Source organism: Bacillus sp. SG20033 (assembly GCF_044570195.1).
GTDB classification, from domain to species: Bacteria; Bacillota; Bacilli; order Bacillales; family Bacillaceae; genus Bacillus; species Bacillus subtilis.
This window is the reverse complement of the sequence record NZ_CP172606.1, coordinates 1,671,690-1,697,895: the sequence shown is the minus strand read 5'-3', so window position 1 is coordinate 1,697,895 and position 26,206 is coordinate 1,671,690. Positions and strand designations below refer to the sequence as shown.

The following is a 26,206-nucleotide window of genomic DNA, read 5'->3' as shown; positions in this document are numbered from 1 at the left end:
GAATTTATTTTTTATTTTTTAAACCAATCTTTTGACTCGGGATTTCGTTTCCATGTTTGCAGCTTTTTTAGATCATCTGAATGAATATTTCCGTTTTCAAGCGCGACCTCTGTGAGCGTATCATAATCAGTTAATGAGTAGTATGGCAGTTCTGCCTTTGCGAAGGTTTCCTCCGCTTTAGGAAGTCCGTACGTAAAGATTGAGACGACACCAAGCACCTCACAGCCGGCCACTTGTAAAGCTGCACAAGCTTCAAGCACACTGCCTCCTGTGGAGATTAAGTCTTCAATGACGACTGTTTTTTGCCCTTCTTGCACAGCTCCCTCAATCTGATTGCCTTTACCGTGCGCCTTCGGCTTGCTCCTCACATAACACATCGGAAGATTCAAACGGTCAGCCGCTAAAGCAGCATGAGGAATACCGGCAGTTGCTGTTCCCGCAATCATTTCAGCTTCAGGAAAATGCTCTTTGACAAGCTTGCTGATACCTGATGCGACATCGTTTCTGACCTCTGGGAAAGATAGCGTAAGGCGGTTGTCACAGTAGATTGGTGATAAAATGCCGCTTGCCCATGTGAACGGCTCGTTCGGGCGTAAAAATACAGCTTGGATGTCTAATAGATGTTTTGCGATGATTTGTTTCAAGATTTGATTCCCTCCCATTCAAGTCTGACAGCCTTATAGGCTTTTACCGGGTCTTCCGCTTTTGTAATCGAGCGTCCTACTACAATCGCTGATGAACCTTTCTCTCTTGCAATGGCAGGCGTCGCCACGCGGACTTGGTCATTCGCAGCGTCCTCTGACATTCTGATCCCTGGAGTGACAGTCAGAAATGAAGGCGACACCGCTTGGTAAATGGCTTTTGCTTCATGAACAGAGCAGACCACTCCATCCAGTCCGCTTTCTTCCGCCTTTTTGCTGTAGTGCACAACCGTATCAATCAGAGACTTTTCGATCAGCAGTTCATCTTTCATGATTTGTTCAGATGTGCTTGTCAGCTGGGTTACCGCGATAAGTGACGGACGTTTTTTTCCGGCCGGCGTACCTTCTTCTAAGCCTTCGAGAGCTGCCTGCATCATTTTTTTGCCCCCGGCAGCATGAACATTGACGAGGTCTACGCCAAGACTGGCAAGGCGCTTCATCGCTTTGTTTACAGTAGTCGGGATGTCATGGAGCTTGAGATCTAAAAACAGCTCGCAGTTTCTTTCTTTTAATTGTTTCACGATCGATGGTCCTTCTTGATAAAAAAGCTCCATTCCAACCTTTACAAATAACGGTTCTTGCTGAAAAGACGCTAAGAACGCAAGTGTTTCTTCAGCTGATGCAAAATCAAGCGCGATGATGGGCAGGTTGTTTTTCATGATTCCAGCTCCTTCCGATGCATTCTTCAATTGATTGATAGCCGTATTGGCGCAAAACAGATGGGAGCTGTTCAATAATCTCTGGACATGCAAAAGGATTCACAAAGTTTGCTGTTCCGACAGCGACTGCGCTTGCTCCCGCGAGAAGAAATTCCAGGGCATCTTCAGCAGTCTGCACGCCTCCCATTCCGATAATCGGGATGTTGACCGCCTGGCTGACTTCATACACCATGCGAATGGCAACCGGCTTCACAGCAGGGCCGGAAAGCCCCCCTGTTTTATTCGCTAATATCGGTTTGCCGGTTTTTAAATCGAGTCTCATGCCGATTAGTGTGTTGATCATCGTAAGACCGTCCGCTCCCGCTTCCTCGATCGCTAAGGCAATTTCTGTGATATTAGCCACGTTCGGGGAAAGCTTCACATAAACGGGTACATCCGAAACCTCTTTCACCGCTTTTGTCAAATCGGCAGCCATTTCAGGATTCGTGCCAAAAGCGATTCCGCCTGTTTTCACATTCGGGCAGGAAATATTCAATTCAAGAGCATGAACATTTGGCGCTTTGCTGATATGCTCTGCGACTTCAACATAATCCTCGACTTGAGAACCTGCGACATTGGCAATGATCGGCGTATCAAACTGCTCAAGCCACGGCAGCTCATTATGCAACACGCTATCCAGCCCCGGATTTTGGAGACCGATCGCATTGAGCATTCCAGCACCAGTCTCAGCTACCCGCGGCGTCGGATTCCCAAAGCGTGGCTCCTTTGTCGTAGCCTTAATCATGATGGCTCCAAGACAAGACAAATTATAAAAACGTGAAAATTCTTTTCCAAAACCGAAGCAGCCTGATGCAGGAATGATTGGGTTTTTCAAATGAAGTCCCGGCAATTTCACCTCTAGCATTACAGCGCCACCTCCTGAGCTTTAAATACAGGCCCGTCGAGACATACTTTTACATAGGACGTCTCACTTTCGTTTGTATGGCACACACACGCGAAGCATGCGCCGATTCCGCAGCCCATTCGTTCCTCCATGGACAGATATACTTCTTTATGAGCATATTCCTGTTTTAACGCCTTGAGCATCGGTGTCGGCCCGCAGCTGAGGAGGATATCAAACTCTAGATTTTTCCGTTTAATCACATCTGTGACAAATCCGGTTTCCCCGTAGCTTCCGTCAGCTGTTGCCACATACGTGTCTCCGTACTGCCGGCATTCTTCCTCGTAAAAAACATCCTTTGCCGATTGGAATCCTAAAACGTGGATGACATTTACCCCTTTTTCAATCAAGCGTTTCGACAGCTCTTGGAGAGGCGGCACACCTACTCCGCCTCCTACCAGCAAAGCCGTCTTTCCGGGTTGAACTTCATTAACAGGAAAGCCATTTCCCAAAGGCCCGAGGACATCCACAAGTTCTCCCTGCTGCTTCAGTGACAAGAGTCTTGTCCCTTCCCCATCTACCCGATAAATGATGGTGACTTCATTTTTTTCAAAGTTGACGTCTGCGATGCTGATTGGCCTTCTCAAAAGAGGCGTAACCGCTTCGCTCACTTTAAGATGAAGGAACTGTCCAGGGGTTGTAAACCCTTGGACAAGCTCCCCTTTCAGAACCATTTGAAACACCCGGTCTGCAATTTGCTGGTTAGAACATACTGTCAAATACGCTTTTTTCATATAGTGACTGTCGCCTCCTGATTTGTGTTGACTGCCGGCATTTGATCAGCACGGAATGTCATGCTTTCCAGCACTCGCAATATCGCCTCTGCCGTATCTAAAGATGTTAGGCAGGCAACACCATTTTCTACTGATTCACGTCTGATTCTAAAACCGTCTCTTGCCGGCTGCTTTCCTTTTGTCAGCGTATTGATGACAAACTGCGCTTCTCCGTTTCTGATGACGTCAAGCAAGTTCGGGCCATCCTGACCGATTTTTCCGACGACCTTCGCTGGAATGGAAGCTTCTTTCAGGTAGCCTGCCGTTCCTTCCGTCGCTAAAATGTTGTAGCCGATCGCGTGGAACCGCTTAGCAATGGCAAGCCCTTCTTCTTTGTCCTTATCAGCTACTGTTAAAAGCACGGAACCATAGTTCGGGATTTGAATACCTGAAGCAATTAAGGCTTTGTAGAGCGCCTTTTCAAGTGTCGAATCTTTCCCCATGACTTCACCTGTTGATTTCATTTCAGGCCCTAACGTAATGTCCACTCTTCTCAGCTTGGCAAAGGAGAAGACCGGCGCTTTTACAAATACACCTTGCTGTTCAGGCTGAAGGCCCTCTGTATAGCCAAACGCAGCCAGCTTTTGACCAAGAATGATTTTTGTTGCGAGATTCGCCATTGGGATACCCGTAATTTTGCTTAAAAACGGTACGGTTCTGCTTGATCTCGGATTCACTTCTAGCACGTACACCTCACCTTGCGACAAGACGAATTGAATATTGAGCAAACCGACAATATTCAGCCCTTTAGCCAATGCGATCGTGTATTGTTCAATTTTTTTCTTAATGTCCTCTGTGAGAGACTGAGGCGGATAAACAGCGATTGAGTCTCCGGAGTGAACGCCCGCACGTTCAATGTGCTCCATAATTCCCGGAATGACGACTGTTTCACCGTCGGATACTGCATCGACTTCAATTTCTTTTCCTGTCAAGTATCTGTCAATTAATACAGGGTGCTGTGGATTGATTTTAACTGCGTTTTTCATGTAATGAAGCAGCTCTTCTTCATGATACACAATCTCCATCGCCCGGCCGCCAAGTACATAGGAAGGACGCACCAGTACCGGATAACCGATATCACTCGCGATGCTTACCGCCTGATCAACTGATGTCGCTGTTTTGCCAAGCGGCTGAGGAACACCAAGTTCTCCAAGCGCTTGTTCAAATTTATCCCGGTCTTCTGCACGGTCTAAATCTTCTAATGAAGTTCCAAGGATTTTCACTCCGCGTGCAGAAAGCTCGTCAGCAAGGTTAATCGCAGTTTGTCCGCCGAACTGTACGACAACACCCATTGGCTGTTCAAGGTCAATGATGTGCATAACATCTTCAATTGTAAGCGGTTCAAAATATAGCTTGTCTGAGATGCTGAAGTCTGTTGAAACGGTTTCCGGGTTGTTGTTGACAATAATGGCTTCATAGCCTGCTTGTTTAATTGCCCATACAGAGTGAACCGTCGCATAGTCGAACTCGACACCCTGACCGATTCGAATCGGACCCGAACCAAGCACCATCACACTTTTCTTATCTGTAACGACAGATTCATTTTCTTCTTCATATGTGCTATAGAAGTATGGCGTTTCTGACTCAAATTCCGCGGCACACGTATCTACCATTTTGAATACCGGCGCAATCCCCGCTTGTTTTCTCAAGCTGTAAAGCTCGGATTCTTTCATTTTCCATTCACGGCTAATGTACTGATCAGAGAAGCCGAGTTCTTTTGCCCGTCTCAGCACATCCGTATTGCCCGCATTGGCCTTCAATTCTTTTTCAAACTGTACGATTCCGAACAGCTTATGCAAGAAGAAAACATCGATAGCGGAAAATTCATGGAGGTCTTCTACCGTGTAGCCTCTTCTGTACGCTTCAGCTAAGTAGAATAAGCGTTCATCACCGGCCTTTTTAATTCGCTTTTCAAGAAGCTCATCTGAAATGTCAGCGGCATCTTTCAATTCAAGATGATACACATCCGCTTCCAGTGATCGCACTGCCTTTAGCAATGACTCTTCAAGCGTGCGGCCGATTGCCATGACCTCACCTGTCGCTTTCATTTGCGTGCCAAGCTTTCTGTTTGCTGATTCAAACTTATCAAACGGCCAGCGCGGAATTTTGGATACGACATAGTCAAGAGCAGGTTCAAATGCTGCATATGTTTTTCCTGTCACCGGGTTCATCATTTCATCTAATGAAAGTCCGACTGCAATTTTAGCAGCGAGCTTTGCAATCGGGTATCCCGTTGCTTTTGATGCAAGGGCAGATGAACGGCTGACACGCGGATTTACTTCAATAATGTAATATTGGAAGCTGTCTGGGTCTAAAGCGAGCTGCACGTTACATCCGCCTTCGATTCCAAGCGCGCGAATCAGTTTTAACGATACATTCCGCAAGAGCTGATATTCGCGATCGCTGAGCGTTTGGCTCGGCGCGACAACAATACTGTCTCCAGTATGGATTCCAACCGGATCAATGTTTTCCATGTTACAAACGACAATGGCGTGATCCTGGCTGTCTCTCATGACTTCATACTCGATTTCTTTATAGCCGGCGATGCTTTTTTCAAGCAGACATTGGTGTACCGGGCTTAATTTCAAGCCGTTCTCAACGATTTCTTTTAGCTCTGTTTCATTCGAGCAGATGCCTCCGCCTGTTCCGCCTAATGTATATGCCGGGCGGACAATGACAGGGAATCCAATTTGACTGACGAATTTTTCTGCTTCTTCAAGGGAGTGGATAATCTCACTTTCAGGCACCGGTTCATTCAGTTCATTCATTAATGTTCTGAACAAGTCACGGTCTTCAGCTTGCTGAATCGCAGACAGTTTCGTGCCAAGCACTTCGACGCCGCATTCTGCCAAAACGCCTCTTTCAGAAAGCTCAACCGCAAGATTCAAACCGGTTTGGCCTCCGAGTGTAGGAAGAATGGCATCCGGGCGCTCTTTTCTGATGATTCGTGTCAGGAATTCAGGTGTGAGCGGTTCAATGTAAACCCGGTCAGCCATTTCTGTATCTGTCATGATCGTGGCAGGGTTTGAGTTGACAAGGATGACTTCATAGCCTTCTTCTTTCAAAGCAAGACAGGCTTGTGTTCCCGCATAGTCAAATTCTGCTGCTTGGCCGATGATGATCGGTCCAGATCCGATTACTAAAATTTTGTTAATGTCTACGCGTTTTGGCATACCGCTTCCCCTTCTTTCTCTGTTGTTTCGATCATTTCGATGAATCTGTCAAATAGATGGTTGGCATCCTCAGGACCAGGTGAGGATTCGGGATGATATTGAACCGTAAATGCCGGCAATGTTTTATGCTTCAGCCCTTCAATCGTATCGTCGTTAATTGCGATATGCGTCACTTCCAGTTCTGTTTTACTGATAGACGAAACTGTATATCCATGGTTTTGAGATGTTAAGGCAACTTTTCCTGTAGCCAGCTCTTTTACCGGGTGGTTTGAGCCCCTGTGGCCGAATTTCATTTTTTCAGTATTCGCCCCGCACGCCAGCGCGAATAATTGGTGGCCAAGACATATTCCGAATAATGGCACTTTTCCAAGAACACCTTTAATCATTTCAATCGCTTCAGGCACATCCTTCGGGTCTCCAGGTCCGTTAGAAAGCATGATACCGTCCGGTTTCAGCTGAAGCACCTCTTCCGCTGTAATGTTGTAAGGCACAACGATGACGTCACATTTCCGTTTGTTCAGCTCTCTTAGAATCCCGTGTTTCATGCCGAAGTCAACCAAGACAATGCGTTTGCCTCTTCCCGGGCTCGGATATGCTGTTTTTGCTGATACTTGGGATACTTGATTTCTTGGCAATTCCGTTTCGTTCAGTCTTTTCAGCACTGCTTCGATATCTTCATCAGATGAAGCGAATGTTCCTTTTAGCGCGCCTGCCGTGCGGATCATTCTTGTCAGCTTCCTTGTATCAATCCCCTGGAGTCCGGGAATGTTTTTCATTTTTAAATACTCGTCTAAGGTGTATGCTGAACGCCAGTTGGAAGGCAGCTCACATAATTCTTTGATGATCAGCCCTTTTACAAAAGGGGTAATGGATTCAAAATCATCACGGTTAATGCCGTAATTTCCGATAAGCGGGTATGTTAATGTTACGATCTGTCCGCAGTAAGAAGGGTCAGATAAAATTTCCTGATAGCCTGTCATCCCAGTATTAAAAACGACTTCTCCCATGTTGTGTTCTAAGCTTCCGAAGGCTTCTCCCTCGAATACTGCTCCGTTTTCCAGTACTAATCGTCTCTTCATTTGACAAGTCTCCCCTCTTCATAAGCAAGCTTCCCTGCCGCAATTGTAGCGACCGGCCAGCCGGTGCAGCTGATGCCGTTGAATGGTGTATTTTTTCCTTTTGATAAAAATGTCTCTTTGTCTATAACTGCTTCTTTTTCTAAATCGATTAACGTAATGTCCGCAGCTTGCCCCGTTTGTAATGTTCCATATGGGAGACCGAACGCTTCGCATGGCTTGATTGTCATGTAGTCAATCAGCTGCTTCAGCGACCAGCTGCCATTTTTGACAAAGTGTGTGTAAAGAAGCGGGAATGCTGTTTCTAAGCCGACAATTCCGAATGGCGCCAGTTTCATTTCTGTTTTTTTCTCTTCTTCCGTATGCGGTGCATGGTCTGTTGCGATAAAATCAATTGTTCCGTCTAAAAGACCTTCAATTAAAGCAGCTCTGTCTTCTGCACTGCGGAGCGGCGGATTCATTTTATAGTTTGTGTCCAGCCCCGGGATATCCTCATCACAAAGCAGCAAATGATGCGGCGACACTTCTGCTGTCACTCTGATTCCCGCTTTTTTCGCATCGCGTACAACCCTGACAGATTCTTTCGTGCTGATATGGCATACATGATAATGGCAGTTTGCCGCCTCAGCCAGCAGCACATCGCGGGCAATATGAACCGATTCACACACAGAAGGAATGCCGTTGAGCCCGTTCGCTTTGGAGAATGTCCCCTCATGTACGCTGCCTCCGTAAATTAAGGAGTTGTCCTCGCAATGTGCAACAATTGCTTTGTCAATTGCGGCTGCCCGTTTCATCGCTTCATACATCATTCCTGCTGTCTGTATACCAACGCCGTCATCTGTAAAAGCAAATGCCCCGGCTTCTTTTAACGCTTCAAAGTTTGTCATTTCATCGCCGATTTGCCTGATCGTAATGGATGCATATGGAAGAACTCTGACGCATGATGTTTCTTTAATTCTGTTTTGCACCCATTCCATCTGCTCCTTTGTATCAGGAACCGGCCGCGTATTCGGCATTGCTGCTACTGTAGTATAGCCGCCGCGTGCCGCTGCTTTTGCCCCGGTTTCAATAGTTTCTTTTTTCTCTCCGCCCGGCTCTCTGAAATGCACGTGGAGATCAACAAACCCAGGTGAAACGAGCAAACCTTTTGCATCAATTACCGTTTCATTATCCGTTGCATCAAGCTTGCCGATTGCGGTGATGGTTTCTCCAGTCACTCGGATATCCGCTTCTGTTTTTTCACCATTTTCGTTTAGTATCCAGCCGTTTTTAATGAGATATGACATACGCTGCTTCTCCTCTTTTCACATTGGTTTGTAAGGCACGCTGTATCACTGCCATTCTGATAAATACGCCATTTTGCATTTGCTTGAAGATTCTTGATTTTTCGCTTTCTACTAAGCTGTCATCAATCTCCACTCCTCTGTTTACCGGAGCAGGATGCATGATGATCGCATGCCGCTTCATACGCTCAGCCCGTTCTACGGTCAAGCCGTATTTGTTTAAATAGCCTTCCTGGCTGACAGCGGACTGATGTCGTTCATTTTGAATGCGCAGCAGCATGACAACATCGGAAGACTCAACTGCTTCATCCATTGAGACATACGTGCCGAATGTATTTTCTTCATCCTGCCATTCCGAAGGGCCGGAAAATAGGACCCGGGCACCCAATCTTGTCAACACTTCCGCATTTGACCTTGCCACTCTGCTATGCTTGATGTCGCCGTGAATGGAGACGGTAAGCCCTTTGAACGTATTGAACTCTTCATAAATCGTCATTAAATCAAGCAGTGATTGTGTTGGATGCTGGCCGCATCCGTCTCCCGCATTCAGAATCGGAATGTTCACCTGGCTGACAAGCTCTTCATAATACTCATCCTCACTGTGCCTGATGACGCAGACGTCCACACCGATTGATTCGAGCGTCCGGATCGTGTCATATAAGGTTTCGCCTTTTTGCACGCTTGTGCTTGTTCCATCAAGGTTTAGCACATTCATGCCCAGCTTTTTTTCTGCGACCTCAAAGCTGAACCGCGTTCTCGTGCTCGGTTCGAAAAACAGGTTTGCGGCAAACTTTCCTGTAAGCTGATTGTCTGTTTTTCCGCTTTTAAGGTCTTGTGCTGATTGAAGCAAATCTTTGATTTCCTCAGTGCCGAGTTCACTCATCGTCGTTAAATGCTTCATGTTCTTTCCCCTCTCTTTTCAACTTAAGGCTGAAAAAAACCCCGGTCTAAGATAGACTCGGGGTATGGTTAAATAGAGGGCAGCATTGAAGCTTCCTTCTCTTCATAACCCTTCCAAGCCTCTCTGGACTTTCATTAAAAGGTTTTAAATATGATGTTGTTCAGATGTGTCTGTCTGCTCTTCCTTCGCCTGCGGAAGAATCAGGTTTAAGATGACACCGACAATTGCGGCAAGCGCCATTCCTGACACTTGGAATCCGCCTTGAGATACTTGGATAAAAGCGCCTCCTACACCGATGACAAGGATAACTGATGTAATAATGAGGTTTCTGTTGTTTTCATAATCAATTTTGTTGTCAATCAGCATTCTCAGGCCGCTTGAAGCAATGATTCCGAACAGCAGGAAGGAGACGCCTCCCATGACCGCTGACGGCACTGAACTGATCAGCGCTGAAATTTTGCCGATAAAGCCGAAGCAACAGGCAATCACTGCCGCTCCTCCGATGACAAAGACGCTGAATACTCTTGTGATGGCCAGCACGCCAATGTTTTCTCCGTAAGTCGTTGTGGGCGGACCGCCGATCAGGGAAGCGAGGATTGTCGCCACACTGTCACCCATAATAGAGCGATGAAGACCTGGCTTTTTAATGAAGTCTTGTCCGACAACCTTGCTCAGCACCATTTGGTGGCCGATATGCTCTGACATTGTGACAAATGCGACAGGAACCATTGCGGCTGCGATGCCGAGTGTAACTGACGGTGAATAATCTTTGAACGGAATGATAAATTCAGGCACTGCGAACCATTTCGCGTCAAGCACCGGCTGGAAGTTGACAATCCCTTGAGTAAGGGCAAACAGGTATCCGCCGATGATTCCGATCAGAACCGGAATCAGGCTTAAAAATCCTCGTAAGAAAATCGCACAAATAATCGTGATTGCCAGCGTAACTCCTGCGACACTAAAGTGCTTTAAGCTGTAGACCAACTCACTCGCGTTTGGATCAGCATACATCGCCATGTTTACCGCAGTGCTTGCCAGTCCCAGCCCGATGACGATAATAACAGGCCCTACGACTACAGGCGGGAGAATCTTCATCAGCCATCCTGTTCCAAGCTGCCTGATCAATAAGGCAATCAGCCCGTACACCAGCCCTGCAAGAAACGCTCCAACCATTGCCGCTCCCGGCCCGCCGGTCGCTTTTACCAGAATGATCGGAGAAATAAAGGCGAAGGACGAACCGAGATACGCCGGAATTTGCCCTTTCGTAATAAGAAGATACGCCAGTGTTCCGATGCCGCTTGTCACCAGCGCCACAGCAGGACTCATTCCGACGAGCTTCGGAACCAAAATGGTTGAGCCAAACATGGCAAACAAATGCTGAAGGCTGAATGAAACCCAAGAGAAAGGTGTCGGGACATCCTTGACCCCTAAATTTACTTTTTTCTTACTCATGATGATTTCCCCCTGATTGTTGACTTTCATTTTAGGATGACTCAATGACTGTATAAAAAAACCTCTTTGCTTTTTTACGCAAAGAGGCATACAAAGACCTGCCGAATACTTTTTGGGCCTTTGTTGTGCACCTCTTTGCAACCTCTCTGGATTGCCCTTAAAAAGGTGATCTATTATTCGTTTTCATAAATGGCGACGAGATCGTTTTGGTCTACCTCATCAAGCTGAACCATAACCTTTTCAGACTTTGATGTCGGGATGTTTTTCCCGATATAATCCGCTCGGATCGGCAGCTCCCGGTGCCCTCTGTCCACAAGCACTGCAAGCTGAATGGAGGAAGGTCTGCCTACATCAACAAGCGCATCCATTCCTGCTCTGACTGTTCTTCCGGTATACAGAACATCATCAACGAGAATGACTTTTTGATCTGTAATATCTACCGGAATATCTGCACCTTTTACAAGCGGTTCATCGTTGCTTGTTTTTTTAGAAAGATCATCTCTGTAAAGAGTAATATCAATTTCACCGACTGTAACAAGATTTCCCTCAATCTGTTCAATGCGTTCCGCAAGGCGTTTTGCCAGGTAAATCCCTCTTGTCTTAATGCCGACAAGAATGCAGTTATTCATTCCTTTATTGCGTTCGATCATTTCGTGAGCAATCCTGGTCAGCGCCCGTCTGATTGCCTGTTCGTCGAGAATGACAGCTTTTTGATTCAATGTGTGACACCTCACAGTTCATATAGAAGAAAAAACCCCTCCTGCCAGAGCATAGAGGGGTTTTAGGACAAGGTGCGCGCCTGTACACGCATCCCGTCTATCCGTTATCCTTCTCAGCCTCTCTGGACTGTTTTAAAGAATCTATTCAGCTTCGTTTATTATTTCAGAAAAGAAACACGCTGTCAACCGTTTTTTCTGAGGTTTTCGATTAATTCTGCCATATCCTCAGGAAGCGGCGCTTCAAATTCGACATATTCTCCTGTTCGTGGATGGTCAAAACCTAAAACTCCCGCGTGAAGCGCTTGGCCATTAAAGTCGATTGTTTTTCTTGGGCCGTATTTCGGATCGCCTGCTAATGGGAATCCGATATATTTCATATGAACACGAATTTGATGGGTTCTCCCTGTTTCAAGCTGGCATTCCACTAACGTAAAATCCTGAAAACGCTCTAGTACATGAAAATGAGTGACAGCGTTTTTGCCATCACGTGTCACAGTCATGCTTTGACGGTCTTTTTTATCCCGTCCGATCGGCGCGTCAATTGTGCCGTCATCATGAGAAATAAGCCCGTGGACAACGGCCGTATATTTCCGGGTGACCGTTTTGTTGACCAATTGGTTTACGAGTGACTCGTGTGCCATATCATTTTTCGCCACCATTAATAAACCGGACGTGTCCTTATCGATTCTGTGAACAATACCCGGACGCATCACGCCATTTATTCCGGAAAGGTCTGTGCAATGAGCCATAAGGCCGTTTACAAGTGTGCCCGTAAGATGCCCGGGTGCTGGGTGAACAACCATTCCGCGAGGTTTGTTGACGACCAGCACATCCTGGTCCTCATAATAAATATCCAGATCCATAGGCTCTGCCAGGACGTCGAGCGCTTCCGGTTCGGGTACAGTGACGGTCACCTGATCACCCGGCTGAATTTTATAATTCGCTTTCACCGCGCTTCCGTTCACGACAACCTGTCCGTCTTTTACCCATTGCTGAACCTGGGTTCTTGACCAATCATTCTCAGTCGATGCCAAAAATTTATCAATCCGCTCACTTTTTTGTTCTTCTGAAGCGGTTATATCAATTTGATTCATGCTATTGCTCCTTTTTCTTTTTCCCGCTGTCCAACAGCATTTGTATAAATAAAAGCATTACGCCGACACATAATGAAGAGTCCGCGATGTTAAATATCGGGTAATTGTAATTGACAATAATAACATGGATAAAATCCACAACTTCCTGTCTGACAGCCCGATCGATAAAGTTGCCGATGGCACCGCCAAGCATAAGTCCGAGGGCAACGCCAAGAAGCCTTTGTCCTTTTGTATAACGCTGTATGTAATAAACAATACCAATAATAACAGCGGTTGTTATGAGGTAGAAAAACCACATCTGACCCGCTAATATCCCCCATGCAGCACCCGTATTGCGATGGGAGGTGATATAGAATACCTGATCAATGATCGGAATGCTTTGGCCAAGTTCCATGTTCTTAACAACTAGCCATTTTGTCAATTGATCGGCTGCAATAATAAGTAGTGCAATCATATAATACAGCACAAACGTTCCTCCAGTTTACGGTTACTTTAATCCATTATGCATTTTATCAATAAAAAGCACTGGAGTAAAGAAATATCAGGCATAATAACCGGCCAGACACTGTTATTCATACAGTGCCTGACCATATTCGATATCCGTTGATTTCCATATCGGAAGCGTTTTTTTCTCAAATTGGACAGAATAAAGAAAATCGTTTGCTGTTCGGGCCGTCGGCAGCACTGCCAGCTTTGCAAGAGGAATGGGGGCCCCGGTTTCTTCACAGTATCCGAATGTGCCGTTTTCGATTTTGGACAATGCAAGGAGAACGTCTTGAAGTTCTTCTTTAATATGGTAGATCAGAGTTGCTTTTTGTTTTTGATTGATTGCTGCTTGCGGCCTTGTAGAAACCTGAAAGCAAGAATACTCAAATAATCTGGACTGTAATTCTTCTTTCATCAGAAGAAGTTCCGTATAAATTGCGGTCAGTTGATCATTCATTCTTCACAACTCCTGCTCTTAACGTAGTATCTTTATTGTTGCCTGTGAATGATGATCTAAAGCCCATAAGATTTTTCCTGTCGTTCTAAAGGATGTCACTCTTGGCACAAAAAAAGCCCGGCTTTTAAGCCGGGCTCTTTTGCATTATTTTTGATAGTATTTTTCAACGATTTCAGCGTTGCGTAATGAAAGTGTAGGATATTTCGGATTTGCCCCTACATCTTTTGAAATCACACGAGATCTCTCACACATTTCGCCTTCCGCTTTCTCGACAGCGATTTTACCTGTCGCAAAGCTTTGCGCATCGTTCGGCGCTTCATTTTCTTCGCTGATTGTCAGTTCAGACACAATAAACAGCTGAGAAAGGTTTTCTTTTATGGAAGCCAAGAGCTCCTTGTTTTCTTTGTTTGGATACAATTTCAGGTTTGCTTCCAAAGATTTACCGATAATTTTTTCATTTCGCGCAGTTTCTAATGCTTTTAACACGTCATCACGAAGAGCCATAAAGCGGTCAAATTTTTCTTCAGTCGCTTCACTGTTTGGAACCGCGATTGTTTCCGGCATATCGGTCAGCTGAACGCTCTGCTCTTCAACAAATGTTAAATGAGACCACAATTCGTCTGCCGTATGTGGAAGGATAGGCGCTGAAAGCTTCACTAATGCAAGAAGCGTTTCGTAGAATACTGTCTGCATGCTGCGTCTATCCGGATGATCCGCATGCTCGATGTAGACAATATCTTTTGCAAAATCAAGGTAGAATGAGCTCAATTCGATTGTGCAGAAATTATGAATGCTGTGATACACAACCGCAAATTCGTACTCATCATATGCTTTTTTCACTTTATCAATCAGCTTGTTCAGCTTAATCAGCATATACTGATCCACTTCACGAAGATCTTCGACAGCCACCCCATTTGTTTTTGGATCAAAATCGAAAAGGTTGCCGTGAAGGAAACGGAACGTGTTGCGGATTTTACGATATACTTCCGCAACCTGCTTCAGAATGGCGTCAGATACGCGAACGTCCGCCTGATAATCCACTGAAGATACCCATAATCTTAAGATGTCGGCACCAAGCTGTTTCATGACTTTAGCCGGAACAACAACGTTACCGATTGATTTACTCATCTTGCGTCCTTCTCCATCCAGTGCGAACCCATGGCTGAGCACACCTTTATACGGCGCTTTCCCTGTTACGGCTACTGCTGTAGAAAGAGAAGAGTTAAACCAGCCGCGATATTGGTCAGATCCCTCTAGGTATAGATCAGCCGGGCGAACGAGGTCATCACGTTCTTCAAGCACTGCTTGATGTGAAGAGCCTGAATCAAACCAAACATCCATGATATCCTGTTCTTTTGTAAATGTGCCGTTCGGGCTGCCAGGATGCGTAAAGCCTTCCGGAAGAAGATCCTTTGCTTCTTTTTCAAACCAAATGTTTGATCCATGCTGTCTGAACAATTCAGAAACATGTTCAATGGTTTCATCTGTAATAATCGGTTCTCCGTTTTCAGCGTAAAATACCGGAATCGGCACACCCCACGCACGCTGTCTGGAAATACACCAGTCTCCGCGGTCCCGAACCATGTTGTGCAAACGCTGCTCGCCCCATTCAGGAACCCATTTGGTTTCTTTAATGGCATCCAGCAGGTCTGATCTGAAATCTTTAATAGACGCAAACCATTGCGCTGTCGCTCTGAAAATGGTTGGTTTTTTTGTTCTCCAATCATGCGGATAAGAATGAGTAATGAATTCAAGCTTCACAAGTGCGCCTTTTTCATCAAGCTGCTGTGTGATCGCTTTGTTTGCATCATCATAGAACATGCCTTCAAAGCCAGGAGCTTCGCTTGTCATTACACCTTTTTCATCGACCGGGCAAAGCACATCTAAACCGTATTTTTGGCCGATGATAAAGTCATCTTCCCCATGTCCAGGCGCTGTATGAACACAGCCTGTTCCGGCATCAGTTGTTACGTGTTCACCAAGCATAACGAGAGAGTCTCTGCCATATAGCGGGTGTTCAGCGATAATGTTCTCAAGGTCTTTTCCTTTGACCGTTCTTGTCACTTCATACTGATCAAATCCGCATGCCGATGCAACATTTTCGACTAAGGCACTTGCTACGACAAAGCGGTCTTCACCTACTGCAATCACGCTGTACTCAAGATCAGGGTGCACTGAAATTCCGAGGTTCGCCGGAATTGTCCAAGGCGTTGTTGTCCAAATAATGATGCGCTCGCCGTTTTCAAGAACGCCTTTTCCGTCTTTTACACCAAAAGCGACGTAAATAGATGCTGAACGTTTGTCTTGATATTCGATCTCGGCTTCAGCCAGAGCAGACTCACTTGAAGGTGACCAGTTAACCGGTTTAAGGCCTTTGTAAATGTAGCCTCGTTTTGCCATTTCACCAAATACGCGGATTTGTTGCGCTTCGTATTCCGGTTTTAATGTCACGTATGGGTTTTCCCAGTCACCGCGGACACCAAGACGTTTGAATTGCTCACGCTGTCCCTCGATTTGCTTCCAAGCGTACTCTTCGCATAGTTTGCGGAATTCCGCTACTGACATTTCTTTGCGGTTGACCTTTTTGTTTTTTGTCAGAGCTGTTTCAATTGGCAATCCGTGTGTATCCCAGCCCGGCACATACGGTGCGTTGTAGCCGCTCATTGATTTATAGCGGACAATGAAGTCTTTCAAAATCTTGTTAAGTGCATGGCCCATATGGATGTCGCCGTTTGCATACGGAGGTCCGTCATGTAAAACAAATTTCGGGCGGTCTTTCGTCCGTTCCTGAACAAGACGGTAGATATCTTCTTCCTCCCATTTTTTTTGAATGTCAGGCTCACGGTTTGGCAAATTTCCACGCATCGGGAAATCTGTTTTCGGCATTAAGAGCGTGTCTTTAAAATCCATTTTCATTCCTCCACTGCATTTTTTCAGAAAATAAAAAAAGCCCTCTCATCCCATAAGGGACGAGAAAGCTTATCTCGCGGTACCACCCTTTTAGAAAAAGCAAGCATACACTTTTTCCTCTTGAGCATCGTAACGTGATGAACGTCCTAACCTACTGTGAGTTCAGCAAGGAAACTAAAGGGCTGATCTACATGATTCCGGCCATCCCGGACTTTCACCATCTCCGGGTCGCTATGAAGGCCTGAAGGAAACATGACTGTCCCTTTCAACCGTTTTTTCATCTGAATTTATGAACGTATTATATTCGACAAGCTAAGAAAATGTCAAGATAATCAGAGAATTTATTCCTTTTCCTCAAATACAGCGTCGACTTCATACTCAAGGAGATGATCCCAATCGTCATTTTTCAGAAGATCAAGCTGAGCTTCAATCAGCATTTGGAAACGTGTTCTGAACACTTTAGACTGTTTTTTCAGCTCTTCAATTTCCATTGCAATTTTTCTTGATTTTGATAACGATTCGTTGATAATGCGATCAGCGTTTTTCTCCGCTTCCCGAACGATCAGCTTTGCTTCTTTTTGAGAATTGCGTTTTACGTCTTCAGCCGCTTCTTGAGCAACTAAAATTGATTTATTCAATGTCTCCTCAATATTGGCAAAGTGTCCGATTCTTTCATCAAGCTCATTGACTTTCGCTTCAAGCTCAGTTTTCTTGCGGAGAACAATTTCGTAATCTTTTCTGACTTGGGCTAGGAATTCATTTACTTCATCTTCATCATATCCGCGAAAACTTTTTGTAAACGTCTTGTTGTGAATATCATTTGGCGTTAATGGCATGATGCCACCTCCATTTTTACATTTCAGTACGGTTATCTAGTTCACATTATAAAACAAATTTCGCACAGATGGAGAAAAAAACTGAAAAACCGACTATTTTTGTCGTTCAAACGTAACTCTCCATTTGTCTTTTTTGGTTTTCCCTTCGATTTTTGTTAAGCTGCACCGGCCAAAACCTCTGATTGACAGCATGTCCCCTTCCGCGACTATGTATGAAGGATCTTCAACCACCTTCCAGTTCACTTTCACAAGGCCGTTTTTCACAAGCGTCTGTGATTTCTGGCGGGATTGCCTGCTCATAGAGGCGCAGACGGCGTCAAGCCTTAAAGAAGAAACCGTGTCATCTCTTATTTCGACATCAACTGCTGGAATGTTAAGGTCTGATAAGTCGATTTTCTCTAGGCTGACCGCCGCTTTGCCTGCTTGGGTCAGCTGTGCAGCCACAAAATCAGCGGTATCGGCTGAGACAATCAATTGCACTGCTGTCTCAGAAAACACGATATCACCGAATTTTTGCCGCTTTAATCCTATGCCCATTAATGCACCAAGCAGAGAACGATGATCTACTGAGACAAACTTGTCAGCATAACGGACGTTAAACGCCTGCAATTCAAAATCCGATTCTTCCGGAGTAATGTACTCTGGAAACAGAATCGCCCGTTTCCGCTCCGCTCTGTCATAGCCGCCGGAAAAAGCAAGCCCGACATCTGCCTGTCCCGTAACAGCAGAAAGGATAACCTGCTCTCGTGGGTCTAAAAAGTCGGTCAGCTTCATCCGGTACTGCTCCTGGACAATTCTTTTCCATTCGAGCGCCTGATCAATAAAGGCCCGCTCGTCTTTTCTGAAGTGCTGATATATATCGCTCATCGTCTTTCCCTTCTATGTAAAGAGGCTTGGCTGCTGCCAAGCCCCTATCAAACTGTCACATTAAAACGCAATCATGCGATAAAGCCCCCACAAGCCGGTTGTCGCAAACCGAAGCACAAGTATTGCTACGATTGGTGAAATATCCAGCATTGCAATCGGAGGAATGATTTTTCTGAATGGTTCGAGATATGGTTCACAAATCGAAGCCAAAAAACGCCCGACTGCTGTTTCCCTCGTACTCGGCACCCATGACATAAAAATATATATGATCAGGGCAAATGAGTATATTGTGATTAATAAGTTTAAAACCGAAAAAACTTGATAAAGGATCATCTCGCTTTACCACCTCTGATGTTCGTCTTCAGATATGAGCTCAGAAATTGTGCCTGATACATCTACGTTGTCAGGCGTGCAGAGGAAAATATCTGAGCCGATTCTTTGAATATCGCCGCCAATGGCATAAACGGTTCCGCTTAAAAAGTCAACAATCCGCTTCGCCTGGTCATGTTGTATCCGCTGAAGATTGACGACAACTGCCCGCCGGTTCTTCAAATGGTCGGCTATTTCCTGCGCCTCCGCATAAACGCGCGGCTCACTCAACACCACTTTAGAGGATTTCTGAACACTTTGCAAGCTCACTACATTCTGTTTGCCCGAAGGTTTATTCCCCGTATAAGCCGGCTTTTCTTTTTGCTCATGCTCCTCATGAGATTCCCGCTCTGTCTCAATATATTCATATTCGTATTCTTCATCTTCCATTGAGAAAAAGTTTTTCAGTTTATTTTTCATACTCATTGCTGTACACCCCCTGTTTCATTTCCGACTAACGATGAGCCGATTCTAATATAAGTAGCTCCTTCTTCAATTGCAATTTCAAAATCATTTGACATGCCCATCGACAGTTCAGTACACGGAGCGTTCGGCTGGTTCAGCTTCTGAACCTGGTCACGGAGTTCTCTCAGCGACCTGAAACAGCTTCTGATCTGATCTTGATCATCAGTCAGCGGAGCCATTGTCATCAGCCCGGCAACAAGGATATGTTCGAAACCGGAAAGCTCCTGTATGAATGGAATGACTTCTTCTTTTTTCATGCCGTGTTTAGAAGGCTCAAGAGAGGTATTGACCTGCACAAAGCATCGTACAGTACCTTCAGCCCGTTTTTCAATTTCTTTCGCTAATGAGAGCCGGTCTAGGGAATGGATATAGGAAACCGAATTGACGACAGATTTTGCTTTTCTTGATTGCAGACTGCCGATAAAATGCCATTCCGGATTCCCTTTTATCAATTCCTGTTTGCGGAGCAGTTCCGCATCCCGATTCTCTCCGAGGCAGGTGATGCCAGCATCTACTGCCTCCTGTGCTCTTTCAGGCGATACATATTTAGTGACTGCAATAACCGTAACTTCATCGGAGCTGCGGCCCGATCTGTTACATGCTTCGTTTATTCGTTCGTTTATATGTCGTAAATTATCAACAACACGCAAGATCTTTTATGCCTCCTTCATTCCGATAAAGGACATCATCCGTCCAGTTTTCCCCTGATCGCGGCGGTGAGAATAGAAAAGAGACGGCTCGCTTTCCGTGCATAAACCGCTGACAGAAATTTGTTCACTTGCCAAACCGCTGTCCTTCAGTATAAGACGGTTCAGCTCTTTCAGATCAAGCTGATATTGTGCCTTTGCCGTCTGATTAACGGCAAGGTCTGCTGAAACCGGCAATGCGCGGACAGCATCAATTACGCGGTCGTCTACCGTATAGCATGCACCGCTGATAGACGGGCCAATAACAGCGTAAATATCTGAGGGATTTGAACCTTCCTTCTCAGTCCATTGTTTCACCATTTCTCTGCCAATCTGTTTGACGGTGCCTTTCCACCCGGCATGGGCGACTCCGACAAGCGACTTAACCGGATCATAAAAGAAAAGAGGCACACAATCAGCAAAGCATAATGCTAAAAATACATTTTTTTCATTTGTATAGAGCCCGTCCGTTGCTTTTAGAGCCGTGTGATACTCACGGGCGCCTTTTCCCCTATCCCTCTGCGTCACTTTCTGAACGCGATTATCATGTGTCTGATCAGCGAATACCCAAGACTGCAAATCAGTATTAAACATATCGGCAATATATTCACGATTTTTAACTACATCTGCATCTTTGTCATGAACGTGCAATCCTGTATTTAACGATTCAAAAGGCTTTTGGCTGACACCGCCGTTTTTTGTCGTAAATCCGGCAATGACCTCTTTGTTGTTTTGATTCGTTTGAGCCCAGTCTTGTATCATGAGTGTCGAGGGTGTGGTAAGACTGAATGGGTGATATGTATTCATGATGATCCAACCTTTCGACAAACATTTAAAAAAGCGGAATTTCCCACTTATTTTACCACATCTTACTGCATACGTTGAGCGCCGATTTGCATATTTCTAAATGAAATGTGCCGGAAGAATCGAGACTTCCGGCATTTGCCAATCTGCGGCAGACAAGCAGGTTTATGCATGTGGTTCACTTAATCGGACCAAGATTACATCTTCCCCGATTTTTACTATATTTCGCCATGGAATGACCAATTCCTCTTCTTTTCCAAAAAATCCGAGAACTTTCCCATTTCCTCCTAGTATGATCGCCTGAATTTTACCAGTGGTCACATTGATATCAATATCACCAATACTCCCCAGCTTTTTTCCGTTTGAGACATTGACGACATCCTTTACCTGAAATTCTGAAATGCTGATCATTCCATCACGTCCTTTTTTCGTCCTTTTGTTCAAGTATATGAACGGGCAGGCTGAACCTTGTCAGCAAGAAGAAATTTTCATGTCATTGTTCTTTTTTCCGGCTGCACCAGCTGATGATAAAATCGAGTATAATTTTTGTATACTCTACTAGCTGCTCAATCGATACCTTCTCGTTCACAGAGTGTGCATTGTGCAGATCTCCAGGACCGTATATTACGCATGGAATACCGGCATCATACAGCCATCCGCCATCTGTAACTGATTGAGAAACGTCAATAATTGGACACTCCCGTTTCACTTTCTCATGAGAGGCAGTTAGCGCTAAGACGCCTGGGTGGCCAGGGTCAACTTCCAATGCCGGAAAAATTTCTCCTCTGTCTTCTATCATAGATGAGCCTCCCCACTTGAATACAGGGCGGTTTTCCCTAAGCCAAATATCACTGTCACTCAGCCGATTGACGTAATCTTCTATTTCCGCTGCCACTTGGTCATGAGTTTCATTCGGATAAAAATGGACTGTGATCCACAGCCGGCATTCGTCCGCTATAAAAGCCGCATGTCTGCCGCCTTCTATAACAGCCGGGTTAATTGTATTTGTTCCAGGTTTAAAGCCGGGATAACTTTTCATAATAGACCAGTGGCGCTCAAGTTCACCGAGCCCCGCAATGATTTTCGCCATTTTTTCAATTGCGCTTGCTCCGAATGTTCCTCCGCCTGCGTGAATCATATTCCTTCTCGTTCCATCATGAAATGTTTGACTGCTTTTGATTTCGATCCAGCCTGTAATGACACCGCCTTGGCCTTGAATATGCATATCGCTCGTATCCGCGACAATTGCAAAATCAGCGTGGTAGCCCCTCTTGCAGCATTCAAGTGTGCCGGCTTCTCCAACTTCCTCCCCAATAACCGATTGCAAAATCAGATCACCTGGAAGTTCAATGCCGGCTTCACGAATTAATTTGACAGCAAACAGCACACAAGCCATTCCGCCCTTCATATCGGAAGCGCCTCGCCCGATTAAGAGACCGTTTTTTTCAATTGGATGAAACGGATCGCGCTCCCATTCTTCATCCTCTTTTACCTCTGCCACATCTACATGACCATTGATAATCAGGCTGTAATAATCTGCTGAATCTGTTCCCTTTAGCTTGCCGACAACATTGGGATCTCCAGGGTACACATCCCATTTGTCGATCGAGAATCCCAATTCATTTAAAAATCCCGCAATCCATGACTGAATGCCCTCTGTATTTCTTGCAGGCGGAGCGGGTGTTTGATAAGAAATCAGCGTTTTTGCAAGCTGAATAAGCTCCTCCTTTTGTTCTTCCACTTTTTTTTGCAAAGAGTCTATTTGTTGATCCAATGTAAATCCGCTCCTATTCTTTAAAATCAAAAAAGCCGTTTCAAATGTGATGAAACGGCTTAATAAAAACAAACGAAGTCCGATGTACTCCGCTTTTCACCGCTTCCCTCCGCTGGCATGATCCAGATCAGGTCAAAAGGGTTGAGACAAAGTCTCTCTCAGCTTCGTAAAGCACCCCTAGGATGAATCTATATATGTTTGTCAGGCATTCGTTATCGGCTCAGCTCTTGTTAAAAACGGCCGATCCTGATTCCATAATACATGGATTGGCGTATCAAAAAAAGCGGAAAGTACTTGATCAGTAAGCATTTCCTTTATTTCTCCGGATCCAAAGACCTCTCCCTGTTTTAATAAAAGGGCTTTATCAAAGACAGGCAAAATTTCTTCAGCATGATGAGTCACATAAAGGATAGATGGTGCATTTTCTTTGTTTGCAATGTATGTAATCGTATCTAACAACTTTTCCCGGGCAATAAAATCCAGCCCTGTGACTGGTTCATCCAGTATCAGCAACTCCGGATCGGCCATTAGTGCTCTAGCAATCAACGCTCTTTGTTTTTCCCCTTGAGAAAGGGTTTCATAGCGGCGATCGGCATATTCAATTGCTCCCAAGTCCTCTAACAAACCAATCGCTTTTTCCCTGGTTTCCTTACTTGGCGTTTCATATAACCCAATCGAAGCGTAAGCTCCGCTCAAAGCAATTTCAAAGGCTGAATCTGCCGGATACAATTTTTGCTGAAGAGCTGCTGAGACGAGGCCAATTTTACGTCTGAGCTTTTCCCCAAGCTCTGTTTTGCCAAATTCATGGCCAAGCACCTGCATCTCGCCTGATGTTGGAAAATAATAAGAGCAAAGCATATTTAACAGCGCTGTCTTCCCGGCGCCATTTAGGCCGTAAAGCACCCAATTTTCCTTTTCTTCCACCTTCCAATGAATATCTCTCAGTATCCATTTCCCATTCCGTTTTAGTGAGACATTGTCAAGCTGCAAAATCATCGTGGTCCTCCTCTTTATTGCCTTTTATAATTGTTTTAATTTTCATAAAAGTTTGTACGAACTAGGATACCTTACTTTTTCCAAAACGTAAACCATCCGTAATCAATAGAAAAGCCTTTAAAACAACATCGTTTTAAAGGCTTTTCATTATTGATGAATATTTTTATTCATTTGTTTGATAGCCGCTTTTTCAAGTCTGGACACCTGCGCCTGGGAAATTCCGATTTCCTCGGCGACTTCCATTTGGGTTTTCCCTTGGAAGAATCGCTTTCTCAAAATCATTTTTTCCCTATCGTTCAGCCTTCTCATGCCCTCTTTTAAAGCCAGCTCTTCAATCCATTGTGAATCTGTATTACGCTCATCACTGATTTGGTCCATCACATAGATCGGGTCTCCGCCGTCGTTATAGATCGGTTCAAATAGAGAAACCGGATCCTGGATGGCATCAAGCGCAAATACAATTTCCTCATGCGGTACTTCAAGAACTTTTGCGATGTCTTCTGCAGTCGGCTCCTTGCTTGTCTCACTGATTAACCGCTCTCTTACCTGAAGCGCCTTGTAAGCGATGTCCCGGAGTGATCTTGAGACACGGATCGGGTTATTATCGCGTAAATACCTGCGGATCTCTCCGATAATCATAGGTACAGCGTATGTTGAAAACTTAACATTGTGGCTTAGGTCAAAATTATCAATGGATTTCATTAGTCCGATGCAGCCGACTTGAAATAAGTCATCAACATACTCCCCTCTGTTATTAAATCGTTGAATGACACTTAAGACAAGACGCAAGTTCCCGTTTACAAGCTTTTCTCTTGCTGAATCATCGCCTTCATCCTGCAGCTGCCTAAACAGCTTTCTCATCTCTTCATTCTTGAGTACTGGTAATTTGGAGGTATCCACCCCGCAGATTTCGACTTTATTTCTCGACACTTTTTTCCCTCCCTACAGGAGCTGCTGTACAACGTTAAGTATCTCCTTGGGTGGGAAAAATATGCACTGCACTCAGACCGAAAAACTGTCGAAATCAGGAAATCCCTGTAAAATCAAGGGGTTCTAACCATAAAATTTTTTACACCATTTTGTTGAACTCTTTTCTCAATCTTTTTATAATTCTTTTCTCAAGCCGCGAAATATAAGACTGAGAAATCCCCATCATATCCGCTACATCCTTTTGGGTTTTTTCTTCTTCACCGACAAGCCCAAACCGCAGCTCCATGATTTGCTTTTCTCTCTCATTAAGCTGTTCAAGCGCTTTTTTCAAAAGCTTTTTATCGACGTTAGCTTCTATGTCTTTAGTGATGATGTCATCGTCAGTGCCGAGCACATCAGAAAGCAAAAGCTCATTGCCGTCCCAATCAATATTAAGCGGTTCATCAAAGGAAACCTCTGAACGGATTTTGTTATTTCTTCTTAAATACATCAGGATTTCATTTTCTATACACCGGGAGGCATAGGTAGCAAGCTTGATTTTCTTTTCTGGATTGAATGTATTCACGGCTTTGATTAGACCGATGGTACCGATGCTGATTAAATCCTCTATATTAATTCCCGTATTTTCAAATTTACGGGCGATATATACGACCAGACGCAAATTGCGTTCAATTAGAATGGCGCGCGCCGCCTGATCGCCGTTTGGGAGCTTCATTAACAAAACCTGCTCCTCATCTTTAGATAATGGAGGCGGCAGGGCTTCACTCCCGCCTATGTAATAGACTTCATCACTTTTCAGCCCAAGTTTCATCAGCAGCTTATACCAGAGGTGCGTCAACCGTAATTTCAGTTTTTTCATCTTCCTCTCCCTTCTAAATGTCACGCCGTTTGAGTATGATAAGTAACGGACATTTGCGAACATTATGAAACGTGTTTGACAGCCTTGCCCGAAAGCATTTTCGGATGAATAATCGCGTCAAACTCTCCATCTGCCGACAGCTTTGTTGTGCTGATGCCGATTAAACATTTATCTGCAGAGATCATTTCTTTTTTTGTCATAATCGTTACGTGATCCGGTTTAACGCATAATAAAAATTGATTTTGCTGACCAACTCCCCTGTATGGAATCAACCTCATTTTATCTAAAAAGCGAAAGGAATCATCGAGCTGTTCGATGGCTTCCAATGGGTCTGTGTTTCGAATGATCATCGTTTCGGCTGTTCCGAAAATCGGCTCCAGTTTATCAATGTAAATGATCATTACCGGTGTTTTTGTAAGAGGATCGTACAGCTGATTACCGGAATCAATCAGGCCTCTGACATGAAGTGTTTGGCTGCCCAAATCTGCCTGCACGCTGACTCGTTCCTCATATTGAATGTTTTTTGTTTCAATATCTTCAATTCTTCTTTTAGAAAAAAACCATAATGCTGGAAAGCCACCAACAATAAACAACCAGCTGATCGGGTCTCCAAACCCTGTTTGATTGGTAATCATGACACCGTTTTGAACAATAGAATTTGACTGCAGCAAAGAATGGGCTCCGATAATTCCTCCCCCCATTAAAAAAGTGACAAAATAAAAGGAAAACAAATTTTGAAAGAAAAACCGAAATCTTTTAAAGCCAAATGTCACCACCACAATCACAACTGAAAAAGCTAGCTTCCCAGCCGGATGTTCAACAATCGGCGAAAAAGGAGTAAACATCAAAAGGACAATACTGGAACCGATGAACGCTCCGCCTACCAGTCTTCTTTTTTTTACATGCCGTTTTAAAATAAATGCCGTGAGCAAAAGCAAAAGTGCATCAAAACAAAAGTTTAACAGCCAAATGACATCTAAATAGATTTTCACATCT

The 26,206-nt window shown here is 44.8% G+C and carries 26 protein-coding genes, 1 riboswitch and 1 other annotated feature; all 26 genes read right to left on the bottom strand.

The window, feature by feature from the left end:
* Nucleotides 1-11 precede the first annotated feature (11 nt).
* The 26 genes from pyrE to spoIIGA all read right to left on the bottom strand — a co-directional run bounded on the left by pyrE (nucleotide 12) and on the right by spoIIGA (nucleotide 26,202).
* A complete protein-coding gene (pyrE, locus tag ACFVP7_RS09020) occupies nucleotides 12-644 on the bottom strand; it encodes an orotate phosphoribosyltransferase (protein ID WP_338733707.1) in 633 nt (210 codons plus the stop codon).
* Nucleotides 641-1,360, bottom strand: coding sequence for an orotidine-5'-phosphate decarboxylase (pyrF, locus tag ACFVP7_RS09015; RefSeq protein ID WP_338733705.1), 720 nt, complete (start codon nucleotides 1,358-1,360; stop codon nucleotides 641-643). The genes pyrE and pyrF overlap by 4 nt, the downstream gene beginning before the upstream one ends.
* Nucleotides 1,329-2,264 (bottom strand): dihydroorotate dehydrogenase, encoded by a 936-nt coding sequence (locus ACFVP7_RS09010; RefSeq protein WP_338733703.1) that lies wholly within the window; start codon nucleotides 2,262-2,264, stop codon nucleotides 1,329-1,331. The genes pyrF and ACFVP7_RS09010 overlap by 32 nt, the downstream gene beginning before the upstream one ends.
* Entirely contained in the window at nucleotides 2,264-3,034 is a 771-nt protein-coding gene (pyrK, locus tag ACFVP7_RS09005; protein ID WP_014479746.1) for a dihydroorotate oxidase B electron transfer subunit, read from the bottom strand. Before pyrK ends, ACFVP7_RS09010 begins: the two co-directional genes overlap by 1 nt.
* Complete coding sequence (gene carB / locus ACFVP7_RS09000; RefSeq protein WP_396583158.1) at nucleotides 3,031-6,246, bottom strand: carbamoyl-phosphate synthase (glutamine-hydrolyzing) large subunit; 3,216 nt, start codon at nucleotides 6,244-6,246, stop codon at nucleotides 3,031-3,033. Before carB ends, pyrK begins: the two co-directional genes overlap by 4 nt.
* On the bottom strand, nucleotides 6,231-7,325 hold the full coding sequence (locus tag ACFVP7_RS08995) for a carbamoyl phosphate synthase small subunit (protein WP_338733697.1): 1,095 nt from the start codon (nucleotides 7,323-7,325) through the stop codon (nucleotides 6,231-6,233). The genes carB and ACFVP7_RS08995 overlap by 16 nt, the downstream gene beginning before the upstream one ends.
* On the bottom strand, nucleotides 7,322-8,608 hold the full coding sequence (locus tag ACFVP7_RS08990) for a dihydroorotase (RefSeq protein ID WP_144482469.1): 1,287 nt from the start codon (nucleotides 8,606-8,608) through the stop codon (nucleotides 7,322-7,324). The genes ACFVP7_RS08995 and ACFVP7_RS08990 overlap by 4 nt, the downstream gene beginning before the upstream one ends.
* Nucleotides 8,592-9,506, bottom strand: coding sequence for an aspartate carbamoyltransferase catalytic subunit (locus ACFVP7_RS08985; RefSeq protein WP_338733691.1), 915 nt, complete (start codon nucleotides 9,504-9,506; stop codon nucleotides 8,592-8,594). Before ACFVP7_RS08985 ends, ACFVP7_RS08990 begins: the two co-directional genes overlap by 17 nt.
* Before the next feature lie 144 nt (nucleotides 9,507-9,650).
* Complete coding sequence (gene pyrP, locus ACFVP7_RS08980) at nucleotides 9,651-10,958, bottom strand: uracil permease PyrP (protein ID WP_338733689.1); 1,308 nt, start codon at nucleotides 10,956-10,958, stop codon at nucleotides 9,651-9,653.
* Between the two features lie 173 nt (nucleotides 10,959-11,131).
* On the bottom strand, nucleotides 11,132-11,677 hold the full coding sequence (gene pyrR / locus ACFVP7_RS08975; RefSeq protein WP_338733687.1) for a bifunctional pyrimidine operon transcriptional regulator/uracil phosphoribosyltransferase: 546 nt from the start codon (nucleotides 11,675-11,677) through the stop codon (nucleotides 11,132-11,134).
* 182 nt (nucleotides 11,678-11,859) lie between these two features.
* Nucleotides 11,860-12,771, bottom strand: a complete 912-nt coding sequence (locus tag ACFVP7_RS08970; protein WP_003245307.1) for an RluA family pseudouridine synthase — start codon at nucleotides 12,769-12,771, stop codon at nucleotides 11,860-11,862.
* A gap of 1 nt (nucleotide 12,772) precedes the next feature.
* Nucleotides 12,773-13,237, bottom strand: a complete 465-nt coding sequence (gene lspA / locus ACFVP7_RS08965; RefSeq protein ID WP_003245047.1) for a signal peptidase II — start codon at nucleotides 13,235-13,237, stop codon at nucleotides 12,773-12,775.
* A 102-nt stretch (nucleotides 13,238-13,339) separates the two neighbouring features.
* Nucleotides 13,340-13,714 carry a sporulation-related RNA polymerase-binding protein YlyA gene (ylyA, locus tag ACFVP7_RS08960; protein ID WP_338733684.1) on the bottom strand — a complete coding sequence of 125 codons (375 nt, stop codon included), beginning with the start codon at nucleotides 13,712-13,714 and terminating at the stop codon, nucleotides 13,340-13,342.
* A 144-nt stretch (nucleotides 13,715-13,858) separates the two neighbouring features.
* Nucleotides 13,859-16,624 (bottom strand): isoleucine--tRNA ligase, encoded by a 2,766-nt coding sequence (gene ileS, locus ACFVP7_RS08955; RefSeq protein ID WP_338733682.1) that lies wholly within the window; start codon nucleotides 16,622-16,624, stop codon nucleotides 13,859-13,861.
* A gap of 52 nt (nucleotides 16,625-16,676) precedes the next feature.
* Nucleotides 16,677-16,903, bottom strand: a binding site (T-box leader).
* A 62-nt stretch (nucleotides 16,904-16,965) separates the two neighbouring features.
* Nucleotides 16,966-17,460 carry a septum site-determining protein DivIVA gene (gene divIVA, locus ACFVP7_RS08950; RefSeq protein WP_003221468.1) on the bottom strand — a complete coding sequence of 165 codons (495 nt, stop codon included), beginning with the start codon at nucleotides 17,458-17,460 and terminating at the stop codon, nucleotides 16,966-16,968.
* Nucleotides 17,461-17,553: 93 nt separating this feature from the next.
* The gene (locus tag ACFVP7_RS08945; protein WP_003232140.1) at nucleotides 17,554-18,327 is read right to left on the bottom strand and encodes an RNA-binding protein; all 774 of its coding nucleotides are present in this window, start codon (nucleotides 18,325-18,327) and stop codon (nucleotides 17,554-17,556) included.
* A 60-nt stretch (nucleotides 18,328-18,387) separates the two neighbouring features.
* Complete coding sequence (locus ACFVP7_RS08940) at nucleotides 18,388-18,660, bottom strand: YggT family protein (protein WP_014479736.1); 273 nt, start codon at nucleotides 18,658-18,660, stop codon at nucleotides 18,388-18,390.
* A 6-nt stretch (nucleotides 18,661-18,666) separates the two neighbouring features.
* The gene (sepF, locus tag ACFVP7_RS08935) at nucleotides 18,667-19,122 is read right to left on the bottom strand and encodes a cell division protein SepF (RefSeq protein ID WP_014479735.1); all 456 of its coding nucleotides are present in this window, start codon (nucleotides 19,120-19,122) and stop codon (nucleotides 18,667-18,669) included.
* Entirely contained in the window at nucleotides 19,119-19,811 is a 693-nt protein-coding gene (locus tag ACFVP7_RS08930; protein WP_014476752.1) for a YggS family pyridoxal phosphate-dependent enzyme, read from the bottom strand. Before ACFVP7_RS08930 ends, sepF begins: the two co-directional genes overlap by 4 nt.
* A gap of 6 nt (nucleotides 19,812-19,817) precedes the next feature.
* Nucleotides 19,818-20,654 (bottom strand): peptidoglycan editing factor PgeF, encoded by an 837-nt coding sequence (gene pgeF, locus ACFVP7_RS08925; protein ID WP_338733675.1) that lies wholly within the window; start codon nucleotides 20,652-20,654, stop codon nucleotides 19,818-19,820.
* A gap of 162 nt (nucleotides 20,655-20,816) precedes the next feature.
* Nucleotides 20,817-21,062 carry a YlmC/YmxH family sporulation protein gene (locus ACFVP7_RS08920; protein ID WP_003232153.1) on the bottom strand — a complete coding sequence of 82 codons (246 nt, stop codon included), beginning with the start codon at nucleotides 21,060-21,062 and terminating at the stop codon, nucleotides 20,817-20,819.
* 82 nt (nucleotides 21,063-21,144) lie between these two features.
* On the bottom strand, nucleotides 21,145-22,425 hold the full coding sequence (gene ylmB, locus ACFVP7_RS08915; RefSeq protein ID WP_338733673.1) for an N-formyl-4-amino-5-aminomethyl-2-methylpyrimidine deformylase: 1,281 nt from the start codon (nucleotides 22,423-22,425) through the stop codon (nucleotides 21,145-21,147).
* An 87-nt stretch (nucleotides 22,426-22,512) separates the two neighbouring features.
* Nucleotides 22,513-22,614, bottom strand: a riboswitch (TPP riboswitch).
* Nucleotides 22,615-22,626: 12 nt separating this feature from the next.
* Entirely contained in the window at nucleotides 22,627-23,421 is a 795-nt protein-coding gene (locus ACFVP7_RS08910) for an ABC transporter ATP-binding protein (RefSeq protein WP_014479731.1), read from the bottom strand.
* A gap of 147 nt (nucleotides 23,422-23,568) precedes the next feature.
* Entirely contained in the window at nucleotides 23,569-24,351 is a 783-nt protein-coding gene (sigG, locus tag ACFVP7_RS08905; RefSeq protein WP_009967190.1) for an RNA polymerase sporulation sigma factor SigG, read from the bottom strand.
* Between the two features lie 139 nt (nucleotides 24,352-24,490).
* The gene (sigE, locus tag ACFVP7_RS08900; RefSeq protein ID WP_003221446.1) at nucleotides 24,491-25,210 is read right to left on the bottom strand and encodes an RNA polymerase sporulation sigma factor SigE; all 720 of its coding nucleotides are present in this window, start codon (nucleotides 25,208-25,210) and stop codon (nucleotides 24,491-24,493) included.
* 62 nt (nucleotides 25,211-25,272) lie between these two features.
* A complete protein-coding gene (gene spoIIGA, locus ACFVP7_RS08895; protein WP_338734148.1) occupies nucleotides 25,273-26,202 on the bottom strand; it encodes a sigma-E processing peptidase SpoIIGA in 930 nt (309 codons plus the stop codon).
* Nucleotides 26,203-26,206: the final 4 nt, after the last annotated feature.